At 43.7% G+C, this 15,680-nt stretch carries 18 protein-coding genes; 5 read left to right on the top strand and 13 right to left on the bottom strand.

The window, feature by feature from the left end; genetic code table 11:
- Positions 1-24 precede the first annotated feature (24 nt).
- Entirely contained in the window at positions 25-531 is a 507-nt protein-coding gene (locus tag B0W44_RS07430) for a metal-dependent hydrolase (protein WP_169835470.1), read from the bottom strand.
- Between the two features lie 578 nt (positions 532-1,109).
- Here B0W44_RS07430 and B0W44_RS18065 point away from each other — a divergent pair.
- Positions 1,110-1,409 carry a hypothetical protein gene (locus B0W44_RS18065; RefSeq protein ID WP_169835469.1) on the top strand — a complete coding sequence of 100 codons (300 nt, stop codon included), beginning with the start codon at positions 1,110-1,112 and terminating at the stop codon, positions 1,407-1,409.
- Here the strand turns inward: B0W44_RS18065 and B0W44_RS07415 are convergent.
- The 9 genes from B0W44_RS07415 to B0W44_RS18060 all read right to left on the bottom strand — a co-directional run bounded on the left by B0W44_RS07415 (position 1,387) and on the right by B0W44_RS18060 (position 8,165).
- The gene (locus tag B0W44_RS07415) at positions 1,387-1,827 is read right to left on the bottom strand and encodes a RusA family crossover junction endodeoxyribonuclease (protein ID WP_077719504.1); all 441 of its coding nucleotides are present in this window, start codon (positions 1,825-1,827) and stop codon (positions 1,387-1,389) included. The two genes, B0W44_RS18065 and B0W44_RS07415, sit on opposite strands and share 23 nt — an antisense overlap.
- A complete protein-coding gene (locus B0W44_RS07410; protein ID WP_077719503.1) occupies positions 1,785-2,171 on the bottom strand; it encodes a hypothetical protein in 387 nt (128 codons plus the stop codon). Before B0W44_RS07410 ends, B0W44_RS07415 begins: the two co-directional genes overlap by 43 nt.
- Positions 2,146-2,541 (bottom strand): DUF6075 family protein, encoded by a 396-nt coding sequence (locus B0W44_RS07405; protein WP_077719502.1) that lies wholly within the window; start codon positions 2,539-2,541, stop codon positions 2,146-2,148. The genes B0W44_RS07410 and B0W44_RS07405 overlap by 26 nt, the downstream gene beginning before the upstream one ends.
- A 39-nt stretch (positions 2,542-2,580) precedes the next feature.
- Positions 2,581-3,075, bottom strand: coding sequence for a hypothetical protein (locus tag B0W44_RS17730; protein ID WP_149026950.1), 495 nt, complete (start codon positions 3,073-3,075; stop codon positions 2,581-2,583).
- A gap of 68 nt (positions 3,076-3,143) precedes the next feature.
- Positions 3,144-3,800: a hypothetical protein gene (locus B0W44_RS07395; RefSeq protein WP_077719500.1), complete on the bottom strand. Its 657-nt coding sequence runs from the start codon at positions 3,798-3,800 to the stop codon at positions 3,144-3,146.
- Positions 3,801-3,920: 120 nt separating this feature from the next.
- A complete protein-coding gene (locus B0W44_RS07390) occupies positions 3,921-4,763 on the bottom strand; it encodes a hypothetical protein (RefSeq protein ID WP_077719499.1) in 843 nt (280 codons plus the stop codon).
- Positions 4,760-6,973, bottom strand: a complete 2,214-nt coding sequence (gene recD2, locus B0W44_RS07385) for an SF1B family DNA helicase RecD2 (RefSeq protein WP_169835468.1) — start codon at positions 6,971-6,973, stop codon at positions 4,760-4,762. The genes B0W44_RS07390 and recD2 overlap by 4 nt, the downstream gene beginning before the upstream one ends.
- A gap of 210 nt (positions 6,974-7,183) precedes the next feature.
- On the bottom strand, positions 7,184-7,759 hold the full coding sequence (locus B0W44_RS07380) for a transcription termination/antitermination NusG family protein (RefSeq protein ID WP_237087420.1): 576 nt from the start codon (positions 7,757-7,759) through the stop codon (positions 7,184-7,186).
- Complete coding sequence (locus B0W44_RS18060; protein ID WP_169835466.1) at positions 7,740-8,165, bottom strand: hypothetical protein; 426 nt, start codon at positions 8,163-8,165, stop codon at positions 7,740-7,742. The genes B0W44_RS07380 and B0W44_RS18060 overlap by 20 nt, the downstream gene beginning before the upstream one ends.
- A gap of 185 nt (positions 8,166-8,350) precedes the next feature.
- Here B0W44_RS18060 and B0W44_RS07375 point away from each other — a divergent pair, with 185 nt between their 5' ends.
- Complete coding sequence (locus B0W44_RS07375) at positions 8,351-10,015, top strand: IS1634 family transposase (protein ID WP_077719125.1); 1,665 nt, start codon at positions 8,351-8,353, stop codon at positions 10,013-10,015.
- Between the two features lie 564 nt (positions 10,016-10,579).
- Here the strand turns inward: B0W44_RS07375 and B0W44_RS07370 are convergent.
- Positions 10,580-10,774 (bottom strand): helix-turn-helix domain-containing protein, encoded by a 195-nt coding sequence (locus B0W44_RS07370; protein WP_077719496.1) that lies wholly within the window; start codon positions 10,772-10,774, stop codon positions 10,580-10,582.
- Positions 10,775-10,954: 180 nt separating this feature from the next.
- On the opposite strand from B0W44_RS07370, the gene B0W44_RS07365 reads away from it, so the two are divergent.
- The 3 genes from B0W44_RS07365 (at position 10,955) to B0W44_RS07355 (ending at position 13,946) form a co-directional block, all read left to right on the top strand.
- Positions 10,955-11,299 (top strand): helix-turn-helix domain-containing protein, encoded by a 345-nt coding sequence (locus B0W44_RS07365; protein ID WP_077719495.1) that lies wholly within the window; start codon positions 10,955-10,957, stop codon positions 11,297-11,299.
- Positions 11,300-11,427: 128 nt separating this feature from the next.
- Positions 11,428-12,009 carry an ImmA/IrrE family metallo-endopeptidase gene (locus B0W44_RS07360; RefSeq protein ID WP_228441651.1) on the top strand — a complete coding sequence of 194 codons (582 nt, stop codon included), beginning with the start codon at positions 11,428-11,430 and terminating at the stop codon, positions 12,007-12,009.
- A 323-nt stretch (positions 12,010-12,332) separates the two neighbouring features.
- Positions 12,333-13,946 carry a recombinase family protein gene (locus B0W44_RS07355; protein ID WP_077719493.1) on the top strand — a complete coding sequence of 538 codons (1,614 nt, stop codon included), beginning with the start codon at positions 12,333-12,335 and terminating at the stop codon, positions 13,944-13,946.
- On the opposite strand, the gene B0W44_RS07350 is transcribed toward B0W44_RS07355, so the two are convergent.
- Positions 13,888-14,985, bottom strand: a complete 1,098-nt coding sequence (locus B0W44_RS07350) for a YifB family Mg chelatase-like AAA ATPase (protein ID WP_077719492.1) — start codon at positions 14,983-14,985, stop codon at positions 13,888-13,890. The two genes, B0W44_RS07355 and B0W44_RS07350, sit on opposite strands and share 59 nt — an antisense overlap.
- A gap of 72 nt (positions 14,986-15,057) precedes the next feature.
- Entirely contained in the window at positions 15,058-15,540 is a 483-nt protein-coding gene (locus tag B0W44_RS07345; RefSeq protein ID WP_077719491.1) for a glutathione peroxidase, read from the bottom strand.
- Positions 15,541-15,680 lie beyond the last annotated feature (140 nt).

The raw sequence follows: 15,680 nt of genomic DNA, 5'->3' as shown, positions 1-15,680 counted from the left end.
AGTAAGTCCTCCTTTAAAAATTTTTCATATCCAAGAAAACCATTCTGAAAGATACGTGTTCCATACAAAAACCAAAGCTACGGCCGCTAATCCAATCCGTGTGATTAAATCAACCACAACATAGAGGGCATACGGCATTTTTACACCGATTTTTAATTCGTAAGGAAAGAAAAATTGTACTCTTCCGACGAACATGTCGAGCAAAATATGTGAAGAGAATCCTGTTAAAATGGCTAATGTGACCCCACCTTCCCATATAAGGGCACAAATGGTCAGTAACAAAACCGGTATCCATGAGTGAAAAAGAGTGCGATGCCCTACGATATGCCGCAATGGCCATGATATAAAGAAAAATACCCTGCCCGCAAAGCTGCGATTATCGTCAATATCCGGCAGGAGACCCGCTACACCTCCTATCACAGCACCAGTGATGGAAGGGTAGACGGTGTAGCCTACCACTACCCCTCCTAAAAAGTGTGTAGATGCTTTCATGCCAGATATTTCACTCCAATACTCTTCTATTAATAACAAAATATGGGATAAGCCGCCACCAAAGCCGGCCTTATCCGTCTTTTACTCAAAACAGCGGTAGCAAACAAATCTTTTGTTCCTTGGCCTTTTTCTGTTTTCAACTTTCCACATCACCTCTTCTCCTAATGCAATTGAATTACCACATTCCATACAACTAGGTAACACTTTATGCACAATATACCAGGCTTGTAAAAAACTTTTATCAGCCTTAAACGGTATGTTGTAAAAAGAAACCTGTTCCGTTTTTGTGATGGTTAATCACTTCCTTTCGTTCACCTTCTTTCTGACCTCCCAGGTTGAGACATTTCTTTTGCTCATGTACAATTTTTCCAAACGGGCAATGAGGTGATAGAATGAAAGACTTTAACACACTGATGGCAAACAATATCGTAAAAGACAGCCCACCCACTTATCGTCAATCCTGTTTGGTCTTGACGTGTACCCGCTGTTTGCAAAAACGAACAGCAGATCATTCTCCTTCCATACTTCTGTTTGAAAGTGAAATTAAACGGCTTGATGAAGGAATAGCCTGTCCTACATGCACTAGCAAGTGCCTCCCTGACCTCTGTTTTACTGAAATGGTTCAAAAGCTGATGTACGGTCCGTTCAACATTTACTCCAAAGACGCTGCCATCAACTTTGAAAGCCAGAATAACAGCATCACGATCCCGCTTGAGTTGCACACATCCGAGTGGACCCTTCCGGAAACGGCAACACATGACTTGTTTGAATGGTTTCTGGACATCGGGGTAGAACATTATCCCGCTTTTGGGACGGGTCTCAAGCATTTCGACTTCAAAAACTGGTCTTTCAGAATCCTGAGCCAAAACTGCAATACCATCCATGCTGAAGATTTCATTGACTTTGTGATGGAATGACCGTTTTTTCCAGCGGGCGCACCTCTATCTCCGCCCGTTCTTCTCTCTTGTTTTTCACCGCCTGCTTCGTCACATGCAATACTTCTACTTGCACGTCATCCACATAACAGATGCCGCACATGCCGTCCAAAATGCTCTTGGCCACATTGTCCAGATCAAATCGGCTTCGGGAAAACAATTTCATGGAAACTTCCACCGGACCTGTTAACGGCTGTTTACAGACCTTCCTTGCCTCCCATCCCACCAACTGCTGGTATGCTTTTGTCTTCTCCGGGGTGTACACAAAAGCCGCTCGTCCTCTCATCCCCAACCTTGGCCGGCTCTTGGGAACGGGACGTCCGCTCACAATAATCTTGATTGTTTCTACCTCCCTCCTTAAGCCACAATGTCCTGTATCTCCCTGGATGAAAGACAACATGCGGCAAAACCGGGCAATGATGTTTTGTCAGCCAAACATGACGCAAAACGTTCGTCCGTCATCTCTTCGTACGGAAAAACGACTCTGCTCGTTTCTGCCAGCATCCGGATGTGTTCTGCTAAAGCTATGAGTTGGTATACATCCAGTTTGGATACATCACACGCTTTTACGTCAACCAAAATGCAGACACGTTTCTCTAAATGGGCGAACCTGAAAAAATGTTCAGGACCACCTTTGGCGTTGTAGATATGCCAGAACTGAACCATCCATACCGATTCGTCAAACTGTTTCCGCATGACTTCCAACGCTTGAAACTGGTCATTCAACTGTTTCAGAATGCCCAACTGAACACCCCCTTTCGTGTGTCGTTAATCTGAACCGGATCGCTTCCAAAGCCAATTCCAGATTATGAACATCCAGTTTGAACAATTCATTGACCGTCACTTCCATCCCCCGGTTGTACAAAACCACTGCCAGCTTTGCCAGTATACGCATACCACTTGAAAAATCCTGCTCGGCAAACATCTCCGTAAATTCAAACACCCCCTTGTCCGGCTTGTAGTACGGGAATGCTTTCTGTCTCAGTTCTTCATTTCCGCTGATGAGGTAGACGAGTGACAAATGCTCTTTGTTGTTTCTGTACCGTTCAGGCAACATGGAACGCAATTGGCCAAAGTGAACCGCATGGTCTTTGGAAAGAAAGTTGGTACCCAAATTTCCCCTCCTTTTCGTGGTATGCCTAACTGGAATCGTTTAGCCAACAGAAGCTCTGAGGGGCTGGAAGGCGAAGACTGAAACAGACTCACCCATCGGAAACATCTGTCTCCAGCCCCAAATGTCCCCTACCAGGTTCCAGTCTTTTTGGGCTGGACAGGCCACTTTTCCCGTTCCCTCACCAGCCCTTTGAAAGAATATTTTTTTCGCAACAGAAGCACCTGCAAAAGAAGTGGTGTGAGGTATCAGGCTTTTTACCATTTCCTTGCCATTCAGGCCGTTTACGCGTCTTTGTTTCCCACCGGATACGCCACGGTATAGCGAAACCTTTGTACGTGGACATGGAGCCACGGGATGGTTGCCATCAAAAAAACACGCCTTTGATCGTATTTCCCATTTTCCGGAAGTCGATTGTATACTTAGAGAGTGAGAATAGGGGCGACCAGCCAAAACGTCATAAACATTGATTTGACAAGGTTTTTGGCCAATATGAGGTGTGAACGATTGTTCACACATGTGTGAACGATAATTCACACTTCTTTTTTACTCCAATCCCTTGTACGGCAAGGGTTTCCTCAAATTATACATGTCGATTTATAGGGTTATTTTTTCGATTTTTGCTCTTTCTTATATTTCAGGAATGTTTTGCGCTTGACGAGCTTCCCGTACTCCTTTCCACTATGGAGCCACACTTTCCATTCCAGTAACACCCCTTTCTTTTCCAGCTTGTCATACCGCATAGCGAGTCGGGCCAACGTGGGGTTGATTCTGTTTCGCTCTCCGCAAAACACGATCTCCGGATTAACAAAAAGAGGACGTTCGGTTACTGGACGCCCGAATTCTCGTATCTCATCAGTATTGGCAAACTCATAGACGATCCCCTTCTCTATGAGTTTGTTAATTATCTTGCTTACATGTTCTCTTGTACAGTTCAAGCACTCTGCGATCTCACTCACGGACATAAACCGTTTGGTTTCCGGGTGTACGATGGCGTTTGAATGCATCTCGTACAGATCGGTCATCCCAATCAAAAAGCCAAGCTCGTTAAATGACAGGTAATCCTTCTCGATTAAAACCCGGATGTTGCCTTTCAGCGTCTGCACAAACCCGGCACTGTTTGTTTCCTTCTTTTTGACTATCACAAACCCTTTCTCATTCGCCTTCTGCTCTTCTTGATTGACAACATCAAGGTTAATATGACTGTTCAATAAGTCTCTTTCCCTTGCGTTACGTTCAGCTTGATCCCATGCCTCTTTCACGGCACTTCACCTCTTTTTTTGGGCAGAATGTGGCATCCGTGCTTCTTGCAGGATCGAACCCACAGGCAGTTGTGGCAACCCCTTTCTCCTTTGCCAAACCTGAAATACAAAAAACATCTGTTAGCTGTACGTTGCGATGTCGTCATGTTGCACCTCCTTTGGCCAATCAAAAAGAGCCGCCATCTGACCTTTAAGCCAGTCGGCAGGCTCCCCGCCTATTCGGATGATTTCTTCCACCTGCTGATAGATTCGTTTGGCATGCTCTAACTGCTGTTCCGTTTCGGTTCGGACAATACGTCCCTTGCCTTCGTCTTCCAATATCTTTTTCCTCAGTTCTCTTGTCGAAAGCCCCTCGTCATTGGCTTTCTGAATGTATTTTGAAGGATCGGGCGAATTGGCGGCCACCCGATGATGATACCAGCTTAGGGACGGTATCCTCATCTCCGGCTTAGGAAAAGCCCTGTACACCTTGACCAGTTCCCTGATCTGCGCCGGGCTGATCCCCAATTGGGACGAGAGCCACGTCTGTTTGACTCCCCGTTTGAACATTTCATCCAACAGTTGGCCCTTGATCCAACGGGCCTCCTGCTCGCTTTCCTCCACTTGAACGTAAGCAGTCAGCAATTCTTCCAGAGAAGGATCGCTGGCCGGTTCGTTAATAGGCCGGATATTTTCCGGTTGTATCAGTTTCAGCGTGTCGTACATCTCATCAACGGTCTTGTTTTCCCTCCGAGCCACCGCCACAATAAGATGGTGGCGGTCAATGTTTCCGCCGTGTATCTGTGCATGGTGAACCCCACACAGGTGAATCAGATTCTCCCGAACATCCTTACCGCCAGCCCCTCTGGTGCGAATGTGGTGTGGTTCACCGGGGGCCGGCTGATTGCAACGAAGGCCCGTGTCCGGATCAATGTATTCGCAAAACCCGCCGGATTCCTGCCGGATGTCGTGCACAACACTCATGGAACCACCTCTTTTTCAGGCACAACCTCTGCCAATCCATTGATCAACCGTTCTGTTAGTTTAGTGTTCCGTTCGGCGATCTTGTTGTTACGAATGGCTATATTAAGGGCCTTTTTGGTCCCAATCATGACCACTTTCTGTTCAGCCCTTGTCATGCCTGTATAGATCAAATTTCTTGCCAGCATAATGTAGTGGCTTGTGGAAACCGGCATGATTACGATAGGGGCCTGACCACCTTGAGACTTGTGAATAGTGATACAATAGGCCAATTGTAGTTCCTTCAATTCATCTTTGAGGTAGAACACTTCCTGCCCCATAAAAGTGCAATACAATGCTTCATGGGCTTGTCCGTCCTCGTCATAATAAACACCTACACGTTTCACAACGCCCATCTCACCGTTATTCAGGCCCTTCTTCCGGTTGTTTTTGGTGTGGATCACCTTGTCTCCCTGACGGAAAATGGTCTTTCCCACTTTCCATTCGTCTTTGGAAGGATGGGCGGGATTGACGGCCTCCTGCAAAATGCGGTTCAATTCTTTTGTCCCGATCACCCCTTTTTTCATGGGGCTTAAAACGAGAATGTCCTCAATACGGTAACCTAACTGCACGAAACGGAGAACGCTTTTTTTGATCAATTGAGCGATATATTCCGGCTTTTCCTGGTGGATAAAGTAAAAATCCTTTTTCGCCTCGTCGATGACAACAGGAAGACCCTGATTGACCCGGTGGGCATTGACGACTATCTGACTCTCCTGTGCCTGCCGGAAGATTTCCGTGAGCCTGACCGTTGGTATACCGGCTTCAATCATATCTTTCAGGAAATTACCCGGATTGACAGATGGCAACTGATCCACGTCTCCCACAAACAGGACTTTGGTTCCCGGTTTAACAGCGTCCAAAAGAAAATGGGCCAACTGAATGTCCATCATGGACACTTCATCCACGATGATGAAGTCATAGGGTAACGGATTGTGCCGGTCGTATTCGAGTTCCTCCCCTTGCCGGAAACCGATCATGGAATGGATGGTGGATGCCCCCATTTCTGTAATTTCAGCCAGTCTCCGTGCTGCCCTTCCCGTTGGGGCACATAAGCCAATATAAGCATCCCTGTTCTTTTGTCGATAAATGTCGATCAAGGCCTTCGTGACTGTTGTCTTCCCAGTACCAGGTCCGCCTGTCAGGATAAGGACATTGTACGCCAATAACCGTCGAATGGCGTCCCGTTGCCGTTCCGCCAGAACAATGCCGTTTCTGCGTTGATAATCCTTGATCCATGCGTCCAGTTGTTCAGGCATCGCTCCGTCCCCATCCCGGCAATCTGTCAGTTTTGACAGTTTGCAGGCCGTGAGTGTCTCATATGTGTGTAAGTACTTGGGATAAACAGAACCTTCCTCAAAGATCAACCGCCCTTTGAGTTCCAACTGGTAAATGGATCGACTCACATCCTCCCATGTGACTTGCTCGTTTTCCGACTGGTTATGGTTTAAAACTTTAAGTGTCTGTTCTATCAGTTCGTTTTCCGGCAGATAACAATGTCCCAGTGACAAACATTTCTCTTTCAGCACATAGTCGGCACACGCCTCTACCCGATAGCCGGATAAGGGAGATACGCCCACTTTTCTTGCGATCTCATCTGCCTTCAGAAAACCAACCAAGTCCAGCTTTGTAAGCAGGTACGGGTTTTCCTTGACCACACTGACGGTGTTTGAACCAAACTCTTTGTAAATTTTCATAGCCATGTTTGTGCTGATTCCGTACTGGCTGAGTTTACCAATGATTTTCTGTACTTCAAAATTGGATTTTACGCTTTTAATAATGGTACGGGCATTCTTTTCCCCTATGCCCTTGATGTGCCGGATGGCGGATTCACCCTGTTCCATCATCACTTCAACAGCAGACGCTCCCAAATGGTTAACGATCACTTTGGCCCGTTTAGGGCCGCAACCTTTAATCAATCCGCTTGAGAGGAAGGCAATCGCCTGTTCTTTTGTGGCTGGAAGGGGACGCTCCCACCGCTCTATTTCAAACTGTCGACCATACCTTGGATGTACCGACCATTCGCCATGTACCATGATTTTTTCGCCCTTTTCTACGCCAAGTACTGATCCCTTTACGATATGTTGGCCATCATCGGTTATTAGGAGCGCAATGAGAAAATCATCGTTGCGGTAGATAATACGGCCAAGTTCGCCCTGTAAACACTTTGACACAAAAGTCACCTCCTTCTGTTGGAAAATAATGGTTATAAATTGAGCATAGCTTCGCTATCCCACAATCCGGAACAGATTCAGGCAGTAGCAGTAATCGATTCAGTTTTGTTTACCACACCGTCACAATTATCCGCCTGCTTTAACGCAACCCTCGCAATGAAATCCGTCTCACAACTGACAGGTCCAAATACGGCCAATACTTTAACCTACTCAACAGACCATTTTCTCATTTAAGTACATGGATAATCTGTTCCAAATCCTTCTGAAACCTGTCCCCCTTTCGTTCATCAAAAATTCAAGGGTCGCGTTATCGAAAAGATCTTTGACCAAATGGACCGACACGGCTAACCACCGTTTTGTTCTTGTCCTCTTTTGCTCAACAAATTCTCTGCATTTAGCGATTTGATGCTTCAGCCTTTCTGCCAGTTCCTCTTTATCCTCAGTAATTTCCACTGCCACCTCATCTTCTGAACGGGACATCCAGGGAACCAGTTTGTCTTTAGACATGATGCCGGTGCCATAATATGTATATTTGGGTCTTTTGTCCCCTTTTCGCCATACATGGTGCGGGATTAATTGCCCCATCAATACGCGTATAACCCCATAAGTGTCTTTGATTATACGGTACAGCCGGTCTTCCCAGCACTCAAAACCAACAAAGACATAACCAGGAATCTCTGCAACATGTATACCATCCACTTTTTTCTCGTCATACTTGCTGACATCTTTTCCCGGTACGAAAACGTCCAATTTGACACCGTGACGTTCACCTTCCTTTTCGATCATGCACGCTATCCTGGATTCCTTTTTCGTCAGAACCTGCACGGCCAGATAAAACACGGTGATTCCCTCCTTTTCCATAACGGACATGCGAATTGATGTGTCCCAAAGCATAGGCAATGTTACTTTTGCAAGACGATATAATTTCTTTATGCAAAAGGTACTCTCTGAACGCTTTCGTCCCCGGCTTTGCCATAACCGGGACTCCCAGTTGCTTGCGTGCCGAAAGATAAGCAAACTTGACACGTTCCATATCCAGTTGTTTTTTTATCCTTTCGTTTTGTAAATAACTTCTCACTCTGTATCTTTCATTGCCGTAATCCGTTCCTTGTTTACGCGAGTATTCATCATCTTCATCTGTTCGGAAACATGATTCCAATGTTCTAACGCTCGTTGGATAGGATTTTTTCAATATGAGAAAATTGTTCATCCCGAGTTCGACAGTAAATAGGCACAAATTCACTTTTTAATAAAATGTATTTCCTATGATATCAATCTTTTCGTGGATTTGTGCTTAAAATTTTTTGAATTTTACATAGGCACACGTTTAATAAAATTTGTGTTTACATTATAATGTTTATGAATTATAATATAGGCATGTATATTAGAAGGGTGACTCGCAAAAACAAAGATGGATCAAGAGTTTCGTACATTCAGCTCGCTCATAACGTGTGGGATCCGAAGGCCAAATATGCGAAAGCGAAGGTGATCTATTCATTCGGTCGTGAAGATGATCTCGATATGGACGTACTCGAACGACTGGCCCAAAGTATCAATAGATTCCTCTCACCCGAAGAGGCACTGAAGTCGAAACAAAAAATTAGAGATACAGCTGAATTTTTATTCCGGTCTGTCAAGCAACTGGGTGGCATTTGGCTATTTGATCAACTTTGGAAAAAATTAGGGATGGATACGATTCTCGAAGAGATTTTTAAAGAGCGCAAGCACGAAATCAATTTAGAACGTGCCATTTTTGCAATGGTCGCAAACCGTGCGCTTGCCCCTTCCAGTAAATTAGGAATGGAAGAATGGATATCCGAAGATGTCTATCTCCCTGGGCTTCCAAGTGTTCATTGCCATCAGCTTTACCGTGCCATGGACGAGTTATTGGATGCCCAAAGCTTGTTGGAAGATCGTGTATTTGACAATGTTTCCAACCTGTTCAATCTGGAAGTTGATCTTCTCTATTTCGATACGACATCCAGTTACTTTGAAGTCGCTCCCAACGAAACCCCGGAAGATGACGATTTTCGGCTTCAAGGATACTCGAAAGATAAACGTCCGGACCTCGTACAAACGGTGATTGGACTAGCGGTTACACGTGAAGGCATTCCCATTAAAGTGTGGTCTTGGCCAGGAAACACGATGGATATGAATGTGATTGAGGAAGTGAAGAAAGATTTGATGGGTTGGCGCCTTGGGCGCATAATCCATGTGATGGATCGTGGTTTTTCCTCCGAAGAAAATCTACGCATCCTACAACGTGGTGCCGGACATTATATTATTGGCGAACGGATGCGGGCAGGCAAAAAGGATGTGGAAGCTGCACTTAATAAACGTGGACGGTTCCATGCCATTCGTGAAAACCTCTTAGTAAAAGAATCGATTGTTGGAGATGGCGAAGCCAGAAAACGCTATGTGATCGCCTATAATCCGGAAGAAGCCGAACGTGACCGCCGTCAAAGAAAGGAAATCATCTGTGCCGTTGAGGAGCAGCTTGAAAATTTGAAACAATTACCGAATGAAGCCCACCACAAACGGGCATGTGCTTTACGGGTGCATAAAGTGTACGGGAAATATATCCGCCAATTGAAAGATGGTACCTTGAAACTGAATAAGCAAGCCATACGGGATGAAGAGAAATACGATGGCAAATACTTAATCCGGACATCAGACGATACGTTATCCCTTGAGGATATTGCGTTAGGGTATAAGCAGTTACTTCAAGTCGAAAGCGCTTTTCGAACGTTAAAGTCCACATTAAACATACGGCCGATGTACCATCGGCTAGAGAGACGAATTCGAGCTCATATCATCATTAATTGGCTGGCACTTTTGCTTGTCAGGTTGATTGAAAATGAAACCGGCTCGAGTTGGGATTCCGTGCGTCGTGAGGTCCAAAGGCTTCAAGTGGGTCATTTCACCACGAAGGATGGAGATCTATATCGTACGACGACACCAACCGCCAAACAGAAAGAGATTTTCAATAAAGTAGGCGTGAATCTGCCTCCTGAAATTTTAGAAATCAAACCGAAAAGCTAGTAACACAATAATTATGCCCTTTTTACCCCTCAAAACCTTGATACACAAAGCTTTGAGGGGCATTCGTTTACCTAGCAACTGTCGAACTCGGGTTCATGTTTCTCCTCTCCCGAATACATCAATTTACGTAAGGAACTTTAACCGTCTTAGCGTGTCCTGCTGTTCAGGCGCACGGTATTTAAGTGTATTCCCCAATATGGCCCTTGGATCACTTTCACTCTGCTCTTTTTAGAAGGTTACACCCGACAGATTGCACCTGTTTTGATGTTAACTGTCCGATGCTTCGCTATTTATTTGTTTTGGGCTAGAACGAAGAATAATCATGATTACCCTTTTCATTGCCTCTTTGTCTGGGGTATAAGTCCTTGTAACTGTGATTCCTTTAGATGCCTTATACTGCTTTCTTGTCACTTACAACTATTTCTCCTTTCTTTCTAATCTGATAAAGTTGAGATTAATTAATTTTTGTAACATTTATCCCTTTGGTGTATGATTTCTGAATGATTGGTTAGAATATAACTGATCATTAAATTACACCTTGTTTTTGTCATTTAAGCAAAGTTATCATTTAAAAAAGTCGTTGATTTGACAATTTAGCTTCTTTGCTAGGATAGGTAAATGATTTGCTTTGAATGAATAATCTCCGTTCTCATATTTCCTGTAGGTTGATGCGTTCTTAAAGCCGAGTTCAAAAGCCATTTCTTGCAAGGTAATACCTAATTTTTGGCGTTTGTTTTTTACAAAAACTAGGTTAATCATTAAGACTATTTATCCCTCCTATTTGCTAATTTAGCAAATCCTTTATAAACATATTACTTTGCCTAAATAGCAAAGTCAAGTGTTATTTGTTAAAATAGCAAAAATAGTTTTTTCCAAAACAGAAAAATGATAAGCTGATTAATGTTGATATTTGTTGTTTTAGAAAGTTGGTGATACTAGTTGAGTGTTGGATCAAAAATAAAACTTCTAAGACAAAAAAAAGGATGGTCTCAACTATACCTAGCAGAAAAAACCGGAATAAATAATAGCGTGATTTCACGAATAGAATCAGGTAAAAGACCTGTTGAAGATCATGAATTAAAACTTTTTGCTGATATATTTAACGTATCCTCTGACTGGCTCTTAGGCCGAACTAATGACCCCGTCACAACTTCCCAGCAGGAATCGGAAATTAACACTGCCTTTTATAACCTTGATGGATTGACAGAAGAAGAAAAAAATTATTTGGATATGCAATTGGAGATTTTTAGAAAGCTGAAAAAGGAACAGAAAAAAGAAAAATAAATAGCACGTCTCAACCTCCCTGTAAAAAAATAAGCCTATGGTCTTTTCACATAGGTTTTTTTTGGTAAAATGTATAGAACAAATGTTCTATTATTTTTTTACTATGGGAGGGATATATAGTGATACAAATGTACTACAAAACGCCATTTGAGGAAAAGATTGAACGTCTTTTTAGTTCAAAAGGCATTATAAATCCGTCCGAACTAAGTATTGAATATTTATCTAATGTATTTAACATACAAATTGTCTACATTTCTAGTACTCCTGAACGCGCTATCTGGGATAATCGAATGTCTGTTATATTTCTTGATTCTACGAAGTCTCTCCCAGAAATGAGGGAAATATTCTTTCACGAACTCGCCCATCCAATTTTACATGTGGGAAATCAACTTAACATGTGTTCTGATTTTCGGAACTATCAGGAAAACCAAGCGAAAATTTTTCAGTTATATGCCGCAATACCTTTTTATATGATTAAGAAACTGAATTTCCCCAGTGAAGACAGACTGATTATAGAGCAACTATCCGATACCTTCATAGTTACTCACCAACTTGCCAAAAAAAGATGGCAACAAATCAAGCAAAGAATATATTCAGCCTTGTATCTTCGTAATACGACTACCACTCCTATTTCTCAACCAAGGAGACGGTCAAAGGAGACACAAAGAGCATTAGACAAACTATATCGGCAGACTGGCGTCAGGTCGTGATTGTATATGCAACCCGTTGATTACTATGATTTATGTTGAATGCAAATTATGTCCGTTATGGTATATCGTATATTTAAAAAAATGTGACTATGGCCATGACAAGCCCCTTGATGGGTTTGAAGAAAAAATAGGCATCTCCGTTTTTAATGTCCGAGCAACTAATACACCCCGAACGGCCTAATCAATTTGGAAAATAACCTTCGTGCTATAAAACAAAGGTCTGAAGCGAAAGGTATTAGTTTGAGTGACATCAAAACGTCTAATTATTCGAATGATCGGCATGGAAGAAGAATTGTCCATGTCCAAGCGAGGTGGAACATAGTATGAACGTAATTTTGTACGCCAGGGTATCAACGGATGATCAGTCAGAAAGAGGAACGATCGAAGGGCAACTTGAATTTGGAAAAAAGTATTCTGAACTACATCAAATGAACTTGGTTAAAATCTATCAAGACGATGGGATTAGCGGGACACTTGAGCTTGGAGATCGTAACGGTGGAGCCGAACTTTTAAGTGACATAAAAAATCAAAAGATTCATGCCGACGTAATATTGGTCTACAAACTAGACCGCCTAGGCCGATCAGCAAGAGTCATATTAAATGCCATACATGAACTGGATCAACACGGTATTAAAGTAAAATCAATGACTGAAGATTTTGATTCTGGAAGTCCCTCCGGACGATTTCTTGTCACTATGCTTGCGGCGGTTGCTGATCTCGAACGTGAAACCATTATTGAACGCATGTGGCACGGAGCAAACAGAGCTGCCCGCAAAGGAAAATGGCTAGGCGGTATTGTTCCATATGGTTATTACGTTGATGAAGAAGGTTATCTGCAGATAAATAAAACTCCACTTCCAAAACTAGAAAAATCCGAGGCAGACATCGTATATATGATGTATCATTTGATCGGAGAAAAGGGACATTCAGCCAGGGAGGTTGCCAAGTTGCTCAATTCTATGGCGGTCCCTACGTCTTATATTAAAGATAACAGGAAAGTAAAAAGAGGAAAGAGGAAGGTAAAAACGTCAGGATATTGGAGATCATCCAGAGTAAGATCCATTATTTATAACACAACATACAAAGGCATGCATTATTATGGCAAGAGATCGAACAAAAACAGAGAAATTATAGAAAGGCAAGTTCCCGCAATTGTCTCACCCGAATTATGGGAAAAAGCTGTAAATACAATCAAAAATCACAACCTGTCTTCTTATGAAAGTAGAGACGAAAAAAATCTTTTACGTGGACTTATAAAGTGTGGAATGTGCGGGAGAAAGTATTATGCCTTATATTACAACGGAGGAAAAGAAAAACCTCCTAAGTATTATTTTGTATGTTCAGGAAAAGTAGGTGAAAGTTCAGTCTATGATAAATGTAGAAGTAAAAACGTACCTAAAGTTTGGCTTGAAGAATTAGTTTGGCAAGATATTGTTAAGTTTATGGATAAACCAAAGTCGGTAATACAAGAGATTGTGCGAGAATTGAATATTGAGAAAGAAAACTCAACTAACAAAAATGCAGATTTGGAGATTGGAATTCTAAAAAATACAATCGAAGCAAAGGAAAATGAAAAACAAAGCATTCTCGATTTGTTTAGAAAAAAGTTAATTACTCCAGAAGATGTTGAGTTTCAATTAAAAAAGATTAACGATGAAAAACAAGAATTATTAGAAAAATTACATCGATGGCAAGCAGAAAATAAGCAAAACCAAGATGTAAAAAACCGATTGTCTTCTGCTGAAAAAGTACTACAAGAGTTAAGAAAAAAAATTAATAAGGATTTGTCTTATAGGGAGAAAAGGGAAATCATTCATTCGCTAGTCAGTGATATTGTTGTTCATACAATTAAAACACCTGGTAAAAAACGCGATAAAGCTAATATCCAGATAAACTATGTATTTTCCATAGGTCAGAACTACACGGACACGGATTGAGCGACCCGACGAGCATGAAAGCGCTGGGGAACGTGAACTGAGCTCTAGCCCGGCTGAGGGTCACTTCCCGGTCCTCAAGCGGTTGGCGCAACACTTCCAACGCGTTTTTGGAGAACTCCGGCATTTCGTCCAAAAAAAGGACCCCGTGATGGGCTAAACTCACTTCACCCGGTTTCGGAATCGTGCCGCCACCGATGAGCCCAGCCGCGGAAATGGTGTGGTGGGGTGCCCGAAAGGGACGTGACGACACCAGTTTGCCCCGTTCGGTCAAAAGCCCGGCGGTACTGTAGATCTTCGTCACTTCTAATGCTTCTTTTGCAGATAGATTTGGTAATATAGATGGAATGCGCCTCGCCAGCATCGTTTTCCCCGAACCGGGAGGGCCGATGAGCAAAATGTTGTGCATGCCAGCCGCCGCCACTTCCAACGCCCGTTTGACGTGATGTTGCCCGCGCACGTCGGAAAAGTCTTCCGACACACGTCGGTCATCGTGATCGACCGGAGTTCGAACATATGGCTCGAGATGTGTCTCTCCCTGCAAAAAGGCGACTGCTTGCTGTAACGTTTCAACAGGTAAGACGTCGAGGCCGTCGACTAACGCCGCTTCCTCCGCATTGGAGGCTGGAAGCACGACAGAGGTAAAGCCACGGGCTTTGGCCTCCATGACCATGGGCAACACGCCGTTTAACGGGCGCAGGACGCCTTCAAGGGACAGTTCGCCCAGCAGCAACGTGTGCTGTAACGGTTCCGCTTGAAGCTGGCCGCTGGCCAGCAGTATGCCGAGGGAGATGGCCAAGTCAAAACGGGAGCCTTCTTTCTTCATGTCGGCTGGTGCCAGATTGGTCGTGATCCGTTGCATGGGAAAAGAGTGTCCGCTGTTTTTAATCGCCGCCCGCACCCGGTCCCGCGATTCTCTTACAGCTGAATCGGGTAGTCCGACGATATCAAATTGCGGCAAGCCGTTTGATATGTCCACTTCCACTTCGACGATATGGCCGTCAATGCCGGATACCGTCGCACTGTACAGTTTGGCGTACAAAACTGATGACCCCTTTCAAGCTATCTCTACCAACTTCACTTAGGAATTTCCCGCCGTTCAAAAATGCGTACACTATGTTTTGGCTAACAGCGCACGAATGTCTTTTTCGATGTCCAACGGCTTCACGATCGGGGCGTACCGTTTGTACACGTGACCTGTCGCGTCGACCAAAAATTTCGTAAAATTCCATTTAATCGCCCCGCCCCACAATCCTTTACTCTGTTTTGTTAAGTATCGGAACAGCGGGTGTCTCTGTTTACCGTTTACTTCCACCTTTTGAAACATGGGAAAGCTGACGCCGTACTGAGACTGGCAAAACGATCGTATTTCGTCGTGACTGCCGGGTTCTTGATTCATAAACTGATTGCATGGAAAACCGAGGACAGTAAAACCTTCGTCCCGGTACTTTTCGTACAACTCCTGCAGCTCTTTGTACTGCGGGGTAAACCCGCATTTGCTCGCCGTATTGACAATAAGGAGCACCCGACCTTTAAACTCGGCCAGCGACATCTCTTGGCCGTCGATCGTCTTAGCTGAAAACTGATAGACACTCACCCATATCCCCCCGTGTACATACAATGCTTAAATTCATTATACTATTCTTTCAACATCCAAACGTACGCCAGTTTTCAAACGCTGTACCCCGTTGCACGACACTCAGCCTCGCGGTACAATAAACGGGGTGTCAACCGTTA

This window comes from Novibacillus thermophilus (genome assembly GCF_002005165.1).
Classification (GTDB): domain Bacteria; phylum Bacillota; class Bacilli; order Thermoactinomycetales; family Novibacillaceae; genus Novibacillus; species Novibacillus thermophilus.
Note: the sequence above shows the minus strand (reverse complement) of the source record. Positions and strands in the feature narration are given on the sequence as shown.